The organism is Enterobacter cloacae complex sp. 372C4, assembly GCF_050030615.1.
GTDB lineage: Bacteria > Pseudomonadota > Gammaproteobacteria > Enterobacterales > Enterobacteriaceae > Enterobacter > Enterobacter intestinihominis.
The window spans coordinates 383,748-396,527 of record NZ_JBLGUQ010000001.1; the positions used below are offsets into that span (position 1 = coordinate 383,748).

The 12,780-nt window shown below is 55.3% G+C and carries 9 protein-coding genes; 3 read left to right on the plus strand and 6 right to left on the minus strand.

From position 1 onward, the window contains the following. The first annotated feature begins 17 nt into the window (after positions 1-17). The gene (locus tag ACQG11_RS01880) at positions 18-1,313 is read left to right on the plus strand and encodes a SulP family inorganic anion transporter (protein WP_032624810.1); all 1,296 of its coding nucleotides are present in this window, start codon (positions 18-20) and stop codon (positions 1,311-1,313) included. Here the strand turns inward: ACQG11_RS01880 and mgtE are convergent. The 6 genes from mgtE to ACQG11_RS01910 form a co-directional block, all read right to left on the minus strand. Continuing rightward, a complete protein-coding gene (mgtE, locus tag ACQG11_RS01885) occupies positions 1,276-2,712 on the minus strand; it encodes a magnesium transporter (RefSeq protein ID WP_006811337.1) in 1,437 nt (478 codons plus the stop codon). The genes ACQG11_RS01880 and mgtE overlap by 38 nt on opposite strands. Before the next feature lie 140 nt (positions 2,713-2,852). Beyond that, complete coding sequence (locus tag ACQG11_RS01890; RefSeq protein WP_003859392.1) at positions 2,853-4,496, minus strand: multidrug ABC transporter permease/ATP-binding protein; 1,644 nt, start codon at positions 4,494-4,496, stop codon at positions 2,853-2,855. A 76-nt stretch (positions 4,497-4,572) separates the two neighbouring features. Next, on the minus strand, positions 4,573-5,223 hold the full coding sequence (gene alkB, locus ACQG11_RS01895; protein ID WP_023300603.1) for a DNA oxidative demethylase AlkB: 651 nt from the start codon (positions 5,221-5,223) through the stop codon (positions 4,573-4,575). Next, on the minus strand, positions 5,223-6,281 hold the full coding sequence (ada, locus tag ACQG11_RS01900; protein ID WP_063151796.1) for a bifunctional DNA-binding transcriptional regulator/O6-methylguanine-DNA methyltransferase Ada: 1,059 nt from the start codon (positions 6,279-6,281) through the stop codon (positions 5,223-5,225). The genes alkB and ada overlap by 1 nt, the downstream gene beginning before the upstream one ends. A gap of 72 nt (positions 6,282-6,353) precedes the next feature. Further along, on the minus strand, positions 6,354-7,409 hold the full coding sequence (gene apbE, locus ACQG11_RS01905) for an FAD:protein FMN transferase ApbE (protein ID WP_023300605.1): 1,056 nt from the start codon (positions 7,407-7,409) through the stop codon (positions 6,354-6,356). A 114-nt stretch (positions 7,410-7,523) separates the two neighbouring features. Then, the gene (locus ACQG11_RS01910) at positions 7,524-8,615 is read right to left on the minus strand and encodes a porin OmpC (protein ID WP_023306624.1); all 1,092 of its coding nucleotides are present in this window, start codon (positions 8,613-8,615) and stop codon (positions 7,524-7,526) included. Between the two features lie 745 nt (positions 8,616-9,360). Here ACQG11_RS01910 and rcsD point away from each other — a divergent pair. Both rcsD and rcsB read left to right on the plus strand, forming a co-directional pair. Next, entirely contained in the window at positions 9,361-12,033 is a 2,673-nt protein-coding gene (gene rcsD / locus ACQG11_RS01915) for a phosphotransferase RcsD (protein WP_023300606.1), read from the plus strand. 16 nt (positions 12,034-12,049) lie between these two features. Then, on the plus strand, positions 12,050-12,700 hold the full coding sequence (rcsB, locus tag ACQG11_RS01920; RefSeq protein ID WP_003859405.1) for a response regulator transcription factor RcsB: 651 nt from the start codon (positions 12,050-12,052) through the stop codon (positions 12,698-12,700). Positions 12,701-12,780 lie beyond the last annotated feature (80 nt).

The window sequence follows — 12,780 nt, forward strand, 5'->3', positions numbered from 1 at the left end:
CGATTTTCCTGGCTATGATGCTGCACTTTGTGATCGCGCGCACGGAAGCCTGCCCCTACCAGCGAATTGTTATGTCATTACCTCACTCGTCTGTACCCCAAGAAGGCCATGTCGCCACCGTTTTACGTTCGCCTCAACGTCTGATGCGCGAAACCCTGGCCGGCGTGATTACCGCGCTGGCGCTGATCCCGGAAGTGATTTCGTTTTCCGTGGTCGCGGGCGTGGATCCGAAAGTGAGCCTTATCGCCTCCGTGGTGCTCTGTTTCGCCCTTTCCCTGCTCGGCGGGCGTCCGGCCATGGTGACGGCGGCGGCCGGTTCCGTCGCGCTGGTGATTGGCCCGATGGTCCATCAACACGGCGTACAGTACATTCTGCCCGCGGTGGTGATGGCTGGCGTGATTCAGATCCTGTTCGGCGCGCTGGGAATGGCGCGGCTGATGCGCTTTATTCCCCAGTCGGTGATGACCGGGTTTGTTAACGCCCTTGGCATTTTGATTTTCTTTGCCCAGGTGCCCCATTTCTGGAGCCGAAGCCCGCTGATAGTGGGCCTGTTCGTGCTGACGCTGCTGATTGTGCTGTGGGTGCCACGCTATATCAAAAGCGTGCCCTCCCCGCTGATTGCCATTGTGCTGCTGACTTTGTTCACCGTCACCAGCGGGCAAATCCTGCCAACGGTAGGGGATGAAGGCTCCATGAGCGGCGGTTTGCCGGGCTTTACGCAACTGCTGGTGCCGCTCAATCTGGAAACCCTGAGCATTATCTGGCCGTGTGCGCTAAGTATCGCTTTTGTTGGCCTGCTGGAATCGCTACTGACGGCTAAGCTGGTGGATGAACTGACCGTTACCCCTTCAAGCAAGCGCCGCGAGAGCATCGGTCTGGGCGTGGGGAATATTATGGCCGGGTTCTACGGCGGCATTGCGGGCTGCGCGATGATTGGGCAGACCATCGTTAACGTGGAGATGGGGAAAGGCAGAAGCCGTATCTCCACCCTTGCGGCGGGTATCGTATTGCTTGTGCTGGTTACGGCGCTCAGCGAGGTGATGGCCAAAATCCCGATGGCGGTACTGGCGGGTATTATGGCCATTGTGGCCGTCAAGACCTTTAGCTGGCATAGCGTTCAGCCCGGAACGCTGAAAAACGCGCCGGTGGCTGAAACCGTCGTGATGCTGGTGACGGTTGTGGCAACGGTTTACACCGGCAACCTGGCGATTGGCGTGCTGGGCGGGATTGTGATGATGTTCATCCTCCCTGCCCGACTTAAGCAAAAAGCACTGGCTACAGAAGAAAAATCGTCGCCAGTCCAAGAAAAATAAAGAAACCGCCGGTATCGGTAATGGCGGTGATCATCACGCTCGACCCCACCGCGGGGTCGCGCCCCAGCCGGGTCATCGTCAATGGGATAATCACGCCCATCATCGCCGCCACCAGCAGGTTCAGCACCATCGCCAGCATCATGACCCCGCCCAGCGCCATATCATCGTACAGCCACCAGGTAATGCCGCCCATGATGCCGCCCCAGACCAGGCCGTTAATCAGCGCGACGCCCATCTCCCTGAAAATCAGCCACGAAAAATTACCCGGCTGAATGTTTTCCAGCGCCAGGGCGCGAACGATCATGGTGATAGTCTGGTTGCCGGTGTTCCCGCCGATCCCCGCCACAATCGGCATCAACGACGCCAGGGCCACCAGCTGGGAAATGGTATGTTCGAAGCCGTCAATAACGCGGGACGCCACGAACGCGGTGCATAAATTGATGGCGAGCCACGCCCAGCGGGTTTTGACGGCCTTGCCGACGGAGGCATGAACATCGTCTTCGGCACTGATACCGCCAAGGGCACGCAGGTCGTTATCGGTCTCTTCATAGACCACGTCAACGATCTCATCAATGGTCAGACGCCCCATCAGCTTGCCCACCGAATCCACCACCGCCGCGCTCACCAGGTCATCACGTTCGAAGGTACGCGCCGCTTTTTCGGCATCGTCTTCCGGCGAGAAGACCATCGGCTCGGTTTCCATGACCTCACTTACCCGCTGCTGGGTGCTGTTCAGCAGGATCGTTTTCAGCTCCAGCTCCCCGAGCAGGGTTTTATCCCGCGAGGTGACGAACAGTTTATCGGTGTTGTCCGGCATACTGCCCAGGCGACGAAGATAGCGCTGCACCGTACCCAGGGTGACGTCCGGACGCACGGTGATGACGCCAAACTCCATGATCGCGCCGACGCTGTTTTTCTCGTAGTGCATCACCTGACGCACGCGCGCCCGCTCCTCGGCAGGCAGGGAAGCCAGCAGGCGTCCGGTCAGGTTGCGCGGAAGATGCTGAACGAGGTAAATCTGCTCATCGATATCCAGCGTTTGCAGGGCGTCAAGAATGTCCCGGTCGCTCATCTCATCGATAAGGTCATCCCAGACGTTTTCCGAGGCTTCAAGCAGCACCTGACCGCGCTCATGATCCTGCACCAGCCTCCACAGGGCGTGGCGCTCCTCGGAAGGCAATGCCTCCAGGGTGTCCGCCAGATCCGGAGGTGGTAAATGTGCAACCAGCGCACCTACCTCAGCAATATCGTCGGCCAGCGTGCCGACATCATATTGCTCAGCCAGGGTTAGCTTACCCAATAACGTTGACGTGACCGCTTTATCGGTCGTCAGGAGCCAGATGAGCCGCGCACGCTCCTGGTCACGCTGCCTGGCGCTGTTTTTCTTTAATACCGACATCAATCATAAATCCATTAAATGAGTTGGCGTTAAGCATAGCGCGGGGATATGTAAATAAGAATAAACGGCGGGTCGGGATGGAGAAAAAAACGGCATATATGAAAAATTAGTGTGCCGGGGGCCACCCGGCACAATTGCAATCAGGCCGTGCGCGCCACCGCGTCCCGTGACGCCGCATCGCGCTCATCGCCGGTCAGCTCGCTCAGTTTGCCGTCGCGCATCTCCAAAAGACGGTCGGCGTGAATGAAGTAGTGATCGTCATGGCTGATGGCAAAAATGGTTTTCCCCATCGCCTGCATCAGCGGCAGCAGGACCTGATAGAACTCGCGACGGAAGTGCGGGTCCTGATCGGCGGCCCATTCATCCAGCAGGATAATGTCGCGCTCTTCGGCCAGCGCCAGCAGCAGCGCCACGCGCTTCTTCTGCCCTTTCGACAGCTTGAGATTCAGGATTTTGCCATCCTGTAGCTCCAGCTTGTGTGACATTTGCAGATGCGCAAGCCACTTCTCCACCAGCGCCGGATCCGCCTGCTGCCCTTCCGGGCCCAGCAGCCGGTCGAACAGCCAGACGTCGGTAAATACCGCCGAAAAGAGCTTGCGGTAGTCCTCCGGTTTCTCCGCGCTCAGCGCTTTGCCATCCAGCAAAATTTCGCCTGACTGCGGCTGGTAGAGGCCGGTCAGCAGCATCGCCAGCGTGGATTTGCCGCTGCCATTACCGCCGATCAGGAACAGCAGTTCGCCGCGGTGAATGGTCAGATTTATCGGCCCCACGGAGAAGGCGTTATCCTGATAGCGGAAGGTCACGTTACGCAGCTCAAGCGTTTGCCAGTTCGGGAAGGCCTGCGGGCGCGGGAACTCAGCCTTAAACGGCGCAAGGTCGAACTTCTTCAGCTTGTTGAAGGCCACCTGTGCGCTCAGCAGCGTCGGCAGTGCGCCAACGGCCGACAGCAGCGGCGTGCGTAAAAACAGCAGCGTCAGGGAGTAGGTTGCCGCCACGTTGGTATCCGCCCACCCCAGGCTGTTCGCCATCCAGAACACCAGACCAATGGCACCCAGCATCATGATGTTGGACCAGTTCACGGCGCTCAGGTGGAACGTATCGGCGCGAATAATGTGATGACGATATTCGTGCGCATCCGGGATATAGAGATGATTGAAGATATGTTCGGCGCGCTCGCGGTTCAGCGTCAGCTCTTTGCGCCCTTCCAGCACTGTCTGATAATCGTTATAGAGCTTGTCTTCCGTTTCGCGCAGCACCGCCATGTGCTTATAGACGCGTGATACCAGCAGGAACCCGCCCCAGATGGTAATAACAATCCACAGCGCCGTTACCGCCAGCATTTTGCTGGAGAGCCAGGCGAGATAGGCTGCCGAGCCAAAGGTCAGGATGATCCCCTGCACCAGCTCCGGCAGGCGCACAAAGGCGATGGTAATGGCGCGCACATCGCTGGTCAGCCCCGCCAGCAGCGAAGCACTTCCCAGCTGTTCGATGCGTTCCACTTGAGTATCAAGGATCCGTTTGATGAACTCGCTGCGCAGACGGAAAACGAAGTGGTGGCCGAGCGCGGTCAGCGCCAGCTGTGACCCGAGCGTGACTGCCATCAGCAGCAGCAGTAAACCCAGAAATTCCGGCAGGACGGAGAGTGACGTGTCGACCATTTCGATCAAACGCACGTTAATGAAGGCAATCAGGCCGATCCCCAGCGCCGCGCTGGCAAGGCTTAGCGCCATCACCGCGATAAAAGGCCAGCGATACTGCCGCCAGACAAGAAGAAGTAGTTGCATGCAGAGCAATCCGGACAAGAAAAATCAGCCAGCAGTGTAAACTGCCTTTCACACACATCAAGAATAATTCTTATTTTTATTCTCTGTACGCTGCCTGGCGGAACGTGAGGTTGTAGCGAAACGCCCCCGCCACCGGGTGATCGCCATTTTTAAGCGGCTGAATACCGTGATAAAAAAGCCGTGATTCACCGCCCCAGACCACCACATCGCCATGCTCCAGCATCAGCCGTTTAAGCGGGTCGTTGCGCCGCAGGCCGCCAAACTGAAAGACAGCGGGCAGCCCAAGGGATACCGAGACAATCGGCGCGCGCAGGTCAGGCTCGTCCTTATCCTGATGCAGGGAGAGTTTTGCGCCGACGGCATAGCGGTTGATCAGACAGGCATCGGGACGAAAATCAGGATAGCCGGCCGCCACGGCGGCATCGTGACACAGCGCCTGAAACGCCTCCGGCATCGGCGGCCACGGCCTATCCGTCAGCGGGTCGTTCGCGGCATATACATAGCCCCGCTCATTCGTCGCCCATCCCAGTTCGCCGCAGTTGGTCATCGCCACGGACATGGTATACCCACCCGGCGTGACCATATGGCGAAACGGCGAACGGGCGGTGACGGTATCAATACCGTCGAACAGCGCCGCCGCGCGGGAAAGCGCAAAACGTCTCAGGATCGTCGCCCCCGGCGCGAGCGGCTCCTGCCAGGGTTCAGCATCAGCAAAAAGATCGAGCATTATCCCTCCGGGTTGTTCGCCTCACGTTTCAACAATAGCACCTTACGCGCTGCGCCCCAGCGATAACCCGACAGCGCACCGTCGTTACGCACCACGCGGTGACAGGGGATAACTATCGCCAGTTTGTTGGCTCCGCAGGCCCCCGCCACGGCACGTACGGCATTGGGTTTACCAATGGCCTTCGCCACCTGCTGATAGCTTGCCGTTTCACCGCAGGGGATAGCCCGCAGCGCCTGCCAGACCTGCTGCTGGAAGGCGGTACCCCGGATATCCAGCGGCAGCGTCAACGGCGTCGCGCGGCTGTCAACAGAGGCAATCACCTGACGAACACGCCCGGCAAATGCGCCTTCCATCGGTTCACGGACGGCAAGCGGAAACAGTGACAGCAGCTCAGCCGTCAGCCCGGCGTCGTCATCACCCAGCAGTATTGCGCAGATCCCGCGCTCGCTTTCCGCCACCAGACAGTGGCCCAGCGAGCAGTCGCTGATGGCATAGCGGACCGCAGCCTCTCCGTTACGGTACTGTTTCGCCGTCATGCCCAGCGCGCCGTTGGCTTTACGGTAGTAGCTGCTGCCGTCCGGGAAGCCAGCGGCCAGTACGGCGTCGGTGATTTTACCGCCCTGTGCAAGCAGGCTACGCAGGCGTTGTTCACGCGCAGCCTGCTGCCATGCTTTCGGCGTCATGCCGGTGACGGATTTAAACAAGCGGTGGAGATGGAACGGACTCATGCCAACCTGCTGCGCCAGGGCCTCCAGGTTCAGCGCGGCATCCTGCTCAAGCAGTCGGCAGGCCAGCGCAACGTTGGCCTTTTTCTGCGCCATAGGGTCGACCTGGTCCGGCCTACAGCGCTTACAGGGGCGGAAACCCGCCTGCGCGGCCTGGTGAGCATCAGGATAAAAGCAGACATTTTTACGCAGCGCGTGGCGGGCACGGCAGGACGGACGACAATAAATGCCGGTCGTCTGCACGGCAAAGACAAACTGGTTATCCGCACGCGGATCGCGGGCCAGAACAGCCTGCCAGCGATCCTCATCGGTAAGATAGGTTGTGTTTTTCATCATCGGCTCCTCTTACAAGCATACGCTCAGCTTGCCTGAACGCCACCGAACAAAAACCCGCAACCTTGCTTTTTAATTTTTTTCGCTCACCAGGAAGCTGTTGAACTGCGGTGAACTCCAGGTTTTAAACCCGTCAGCCTCTTTGGTGATCATATAAACGGCCAGCCCTTCCTGACGCACCACCTCTTTGGCCTTCTCCGTGCCGAGCACCATCAATCCGGTATCCCAGGCGTCGGCTTCCAGCGCAGTTGGCGCTATCACCGTCACGGACACCAGGTTGTGGGTAATCGGGCGTCCGGTTTGCGGATCAATCACATGCGAGATACGTTTGCCATCCAGCTCGTAATAGTTGCGGTAGCTTCCGGAGGTGCTGATACCGTGCCCGTTGATGTCGACAATCGCCTGCACCGCGTTCTGCTGATCGGTTGGTTTTTGGATGGCCACTCGCCACGGCCTGCCGCTGGCGTTCATGCCCCGGCTGACGAGCGCGCCCCCGACGGAAACCAGATAACGGGGAATACCTTCCTGCGCCATCAGGGCCGCGAGATGATCCGCAGCATACCCCTCGCCTACCGTGGAGAGATCCACAAACAGGTCGGGAATGTCTTTTTGCAGGTATTGCTGACCGTACTGGGAGATCACCGCCAGATGCTGTAACCCTGTACGCGCGCGGGCGTCGTCGATGGCGGCTTGATCGGGTGTGGTCACCGGCTGCTTGTTGGGGCCAAATCCCCACAGGTTCACCAGCGGCCCAACGGTCACGTCCATTGCGCCGTTGGTTTTGTAGCCCACGCGCATGGCTTCCGTGACGATATCGGCCATTGCTTCGCTCACCGGCCACAGCGAGGTGCTGCTGGAGCGATTGAAACGCATCAGCGCTGAGTCATTTTTATAGGTAGAGAGTAGCTGATCGTCGGCATCCAGCTGCGCCTGAATTTTACCGCGTAGTTCTTCAGCGCGGGACTTATCAATATCCATCACGCTGACGCGCCAGAAGGTCCCCATGGTTTTCCCTTCCAGCACCGTCGCGGCGGGTGCGTCGATTTTTGCGGGCTGTGTAGAAGAGTCACACGCGGTCAGGAGTAAAAAAGTCGCCAAAACGCTGGCGCGTAAAAAAGTCATATCCATTGGTTATTATCCTCATGCCAGGGCGGCAAGAGTACACTAAAACAGCGTATTTGTAAGACCCTAAAAAAGCATGAAAAAAGGGGCCTGTTGGCCCCTTTGTTGCTATATGAGCAATTAGAACTGGTAAACCAGACCCAGCGCGACGATATCGTCAGTACCGATACCTGTCTGACGTGTGAAGTCATTTTCATCCAGCAGGTTGATTTTGTAATCAACATAGGTGGACATGTTTTTGTTGAAGTAGTAAGTCGCACCCACGTCAACATACTTCAGGATATCCTGATCGCCATAGTTTTCGATGTCTTTACCTTTAGACTGCAGGTAAGCCACGGATGGACGCAGGCCGAAGTCGAACTGATACTGAGCAACCACTTCGAAGTTCTGCGCTTTGTTAGCCCAGCCCTGATCGCCAACGCGGGTCGCGTTGTAAGTCTGAGTATACTGTGCAGCCAGGTAGATGTTGTTCGCGTCGTATTTCAGACCACCGGTGTAGGTCTCTGCGCGATCGCCTTCACCGTAGTAGCCCGCAGCGTTCTGGTCAGCAGTACGTTTAGAACTGGTGACTGCCGTACCGAGTGCGAAGCCTTCGCCCAGATCGTAAGTCAGAGAGCCGCCGTAGCCGTCACCGTTCTGACGCAGCGCGTCACGACCGTTGTTGGTCTGGCCTTCGCCGCTTGGGCTGCCGTTTTTACCCTGGTACTGCAACGCGAAGTTCAGACCATCAACCAGACCGAAGAAGTCCTGGTTACGGTAGGTCGCGAAGCCGTTACCACGCTGCTGCATGAAGTTGTCAGAACCGTAGGTATCGCCGCCGAACTCCGGCAGAACGTCGGTCCAGGAAGTCACATCGTAAACAACGCCGTAGTTACGACCGTAGTCGAATGAACCCGCATCAGCGAATTTCAGACCTGCGAACGCCACACGCGTCCATGAGTTGTTTTCGTTCTCACCAGAGTTACCCTGGATCTGGTATTCCCACTGGCCGTAACCGGTCAGCTGGTCGTTAACCTGAGTTTCGCCTTTGAAGCCCAGACGCATGTAGGTCTGGTCGCCGTCTGCACTGTCGTCATCAGAGAAATAGTGCAGGCCATCCACTTTACCGTACAGATCTAATTTGTTGCCGTCTTTGTTATAAATTTCAGCCGCATTTGCTGCGCCTGCCACCAGCAGAGCTGGTACCAGGAGGGACAGTACTTTAACTTTCATTTTATTAACCCTCTGTTATATGCCTTATTATTTACCACTGCTTACTGGTCAACCCTCTTAACCAGTCGGCAAGTTCATTCTCCTCAAAAATGCAGAATAATCCAACAGGAATATGATACGAAAACTTTGAAGATGTTTCACTTTACCATCAAGATGTTTCAATATGTAAATTTCAAGGAACTTTCACAAAGCATCAAAAGTTTAAAAATATAGCACGGATAATCAAAACAAAAATATATCCTATAAAATTCAAAAGACTAACTTAAAAAAGAGTACAGCACTGAATGACAAAAAAATTCCCGTCAACACCACTAAAATAACCCTCGCTATCATCATTAACTTTATTTATTACCGTCATTCAGTTCTGAATGTCTGTTTATCCCTAATTGAACCGGATGCTCCGCATTCGGTTTTTTTTTACCTTTCTTTACGTCAACAGACATTTTATGTGCTACCCGTCTGTAATGATAACGACTATTAACTAAATCCATCGCCCGGCGATTACAGATTTTCCTTTTCACTTTCAAAATTAATTTCTTGTTAATTCGTGCTATTTTACTGCCGTTGTAACAGCATATTTGTACATTTCACTGGGTTTTGTACATCTTTCACACGGATGACGTTGAAGCGGGTTGCGACAGATAAAAAGTCAAGGTCATACCGATAACGACGCTGGAAATTCAGTTATTACCCTTTATACTGCCCTATCCCATTACCGCGCGGCCATTACGGGTTAAACACATCGATGAGTCAGACTGAAACTACCGCCCCGAGCAAATTCTCCCTTCTACCGGGCAGCATCACCCGTTTCTTTCTTCTGTTGATCGTTGTGCTGTTAGTCACAATGGGAGTGATGGTTCAGAGCGCCGTGAATACCTGGCTTAAAGATAAAAGCTATCAAATTGTCGATATCACCCATGCGGTGCATAAGCGCATTGATACGTGGCGCTACGCGACCTGGCAAATCTACGACAATATCGCCGCCGCACCTGCCACCTCATCAGGCGAAGGATTGCAGGAAACGCGCCTTAAGCAGGATGTGTATTACCTTGAAAAACCGCAGCGCAAGACGGAAGCCCTGATTTTCGGCTCGCACGACAGCGCAACGCTTGAGATGACGCAGCGGATCTCCTCCTATCTGGACACCCTGTGGGGCGCCGAGACCGTACCGTGGTCCATGTATTACCTGAACGGTCAGGACAACAGCATGATCCTAATCTCGACCCTGCCGCTTAAGGATCTCTCGTCGGGCTTTAAAGAGACCACCGTTGGCAGCATTGTCGATTCCCGTCGGGCAGAAATGCTGCAACAGGCCAACGCGCTGGACGAGCGCGAAAGTTTCTCGTCATTACGCCGTCTTGCCTGGCAGAATGGCCACTACTTTACGCTGCGAACCACCTTTAACCAGCCGGGCCATCTGGCGACCGTGGTTGCCTTCGATCTGCCAATTAACGATCTTATCCCGCCGGATATGCCGCTGGACAGTTTCCGACTGGAGCCAGACAACAGCACCCAAAATATGCGCACGCCGTCGGATAAAGAAGGCCCGGACAGCGTAGCGATCTCCTTTAATGGCTCGAAGATTGAGATTGCCTCATCGCTCAACTCAACCGGTATGCGGCTGGTGTGGCAGGTGCCTTTTGGCACCCTGATGCTTGATACCCTGCAAAACATTATGCTGCCGCTGCTGTTGAATATCGGCCTGCTGGCGCTGGCGCTGTTTGGCTACAGCACCTTCCGTTTCCAGTCGGGCCGCCAGAGCGACTCGACATCGGTATCAGCCGGGACCAGCAACGAGTTGCGTGTTCTTCGTGCCCTGAATGAAGAGATTATTTCCGTGCTGCCGCTTGGGGTGCTTGTTCACGATCAGGAAGCAAACCGGACGGTGATGAGCAACAAAATTGCCGATCACCTTCTGCCGCATCTTAACCTGCAAAATATTACGGCCATGGCGGACCAGCATCAGGGCGTCATTCAGGCCACCATTAATAATGAACTGTATGAGATCCGTCAGTTCCGCAGTCAGGTCGCCTCGCGCACGCAAATCTTCATCATCCGCGATCAGGATCGCGAAGTGCTGGTGAATAAAAAGCTCAAGCAGGCGCAAAGGCTGTATGAGAAAAACCAGCATGGCCGCGCGGCGTTTATGCAAAACATTGGCGATGCCTTTAAACAGCCGCTGAAGTCACTCGCCACGCAGATTGCTGATTTAAGCACGCCGGAAAGCCGACAGCTTAGCAGCCAGGCCGACTCGCTGGTTCGTCTGGTGGACGAAATCCAGCTTGCGAACATGCTGGAGAATGACATCTGGAAGGGCACCCCTACGCTCTTCTCCATCCAGGATCTGATTGATGAGGTGGTTCCGGAAGTCCTGCCGGTGATCAAGCGCAAAGGGCTCCAGCTGCTGATCAACAACCATTTACCGGCCAACGACGAGCGTCACGGCGATCGCGATGCGCTGCGTCGCATCCTGATGATGTTGATTCAGTATGCCGTCACCACGACACAGATCGGCAAGATCACCCTTGAAGTCAGCACCGATGAGTCCACCGACGATCGTCTGACGTTCCGTATTCTGGATACGGGCGAAGGCGTCACCGTGAGCGAAATCGATAACCTGCACTTCCCGTTCCTGAACGATACCCAGCGCGACCACTACGGTAAGGCGAATGCCCTCACCTTCTGGCTCTGCGATCAGCTGGCGCGTAAGCTGGGCGGTCATCTGAACATTAAGGCGCGCGAATCCCTCGGCACCCGCTACTCCTTGCATGTTAAAATGGCGGCGAATCCTCAGGAAGAGGATGAAGAGCGTCTGCTGGATGATGTGGTGGTGATGGTGGACGTGACCTCCAGTGAGATCCGTAATATCGTCGTTCGTCAGCTGGAAAACTGGGGCGCGTCCTGCATTACCCCGGACGAAAGGCTCGCGAGTCAAGAATTTGATCTATTTTTAACTGATAATCCGTCTAATCTTACTGCCTCCGGCTTGCTTTTAAGCGATGATGAGCCAGGCGTGCGGAAAATCGGCCCTGGGCAGCTGCGCGTCAACTTTAATATGAGCAATGCAATGCAGGAAGCTGTATTACAACTGATTGAAGAGAATCTGGCGCAGGAAGAGATCCTGGAGTCACCGTTAGGCGGCGATGAAAATGCCGAACTCCATGCCAGCGGATATTATTCGCTCTTCGTTGATACAGTACCAGATGATGTTAAGCGGTTGTATACTGAGTCCGCTGCGCAGGATTTTGCAGCGCTGGCACAGACAGCACACCGGCTTAAAGGGGTGTTTGCCATGCTTAATCTGGTTCCCGGCAAGCAGTTATGTGAAACGCTGGAACATCTAATTCGTGAGAAAGATGCCTCTGGCATTGAAAAATACATCAGCGACATTGACGCTTACGTCAAGAGCTTGCTGTAGCAAGGTAGCCTTATACATGAACAATATGAACGTAATTATTGCCGATGACCATCCGATTGTACTGTTCGGTATTCGCAAATCACTTGAACAGATCGAGTGGGTGAATGTAGTCGGTGAATTTGAAGATTCCACAGCCCTTATTAACAACCTGCCTAAACTTGATGCGCACGTGCTCATTACCGATCTCTCCATGCCTGGGGATAAATACGGTGATGGGATTACGCTCATCAAATACATTAAACGCCACTTCCCGGACATTTCGATCATTGTTCTGACCATGAACAATAACCCTGCGATCCTGAGCGCCGTTCTGGATCTTGATATTGAAGGGATTGTGCTGAAACAAGGCGCACCTACCGATCTGCCTAAAGCGCTGGCGGCGTTACAGAAAGGGAAGAAATTCACGCCTGAGAGCGTCTCACGCCTGCTTGAAAAAATCAGCGCAGGTGGCTATGGCGACAAGCGTCTCTCGCCTAAAGAGAGTGAAGTTCTGCGTCTGTTCGCTGAAGGTTTCCTGGTTACTGAAATCGCCAAGAAACTGAACCGCAGTATTAAAACCATCAGTAGCCAGAAAAAATCCGCGATGATGAAGCTGGGTGTGGATAACGATATCGCCCTGCTGAACTATCTATCTTCCGTGACGCTGAGCGCAACGGACAAAGATTGATCGTCGCTGTCTACGCCGGGTGCCCCTCGCGGTTACCCGGTCTAAAGACCCCGTAGGCCCGCGCAAGCGCAGTGCCGTCG

What these genes read in the sequence shown, in the direction of transcription:
- ada (WP_063151796.1), bottom strand. Translation starts at nt 6,281, where the DNA reads ATGAAAAACACAACCTATCTTACCGATGAGGATCGCTGGCAGGCTGTT.
- apbE (WP_023300605.1), bottom strand. Translation starts at nt 7,409, where the DNA reads ATGGATATGACTTTTTTACGCGCCAGCGTTTTGGCGACTTTTTTACTC.
- ACQG11_RS01890 (WP_003859392.1), bottom strand. Translation starts at nt 4,496, where the DNA reads ATGCAACTACTTCTTCTTGTCTGGCGGCAGTATCGCTGGCCTTTTATC.
- alkB (WP_023300603.1), bottom strand. Translation starts at nt 5,223, where the DNA reads ATGCTCGATCTTTTTGCTGATGCTGAACCCTGGCAGGAGCCGCTCGCG.
- rcsD (WP_023300606.1), top strand. Translation starts at nt 9,361, where the DNA reads ATGAGTCAGACTGAAACTACCGCCCCGAGCAAATTCTCCCTTCTACCG.
- ACQG11_RS01880 (WP_032624810.1), top strand. Translation starts at nt 18, where the DNA reads ATGCTGCACTTTGTGATCGCGCGCACGGAAGCCTGCCCCTACCAGCGA.
- mgtE (WP_006811337.1), bottom strand. Translation starts at nt 2,712, where the DNA reads ATGTCGGTATTAAAGAAAAACAGCGCCAGGCAGCGTGACCAGGAGCGT.
- rcsB (WP_003859405.1), top strand. Translation starts at nt 12,050, where the DNA reads ATGAACAATATGAACGTAATTATTGCCGATGACCATCCGATTGTACTG.
- ACQG11_RS01910 (WP_023306624.1), bottom strand. Translation starts at nt 8,615, where the DNA reads ATGAAAGTTAAAGTACTGTCCCTCCTGGTACCAGCTCTGCTGGTGGCA.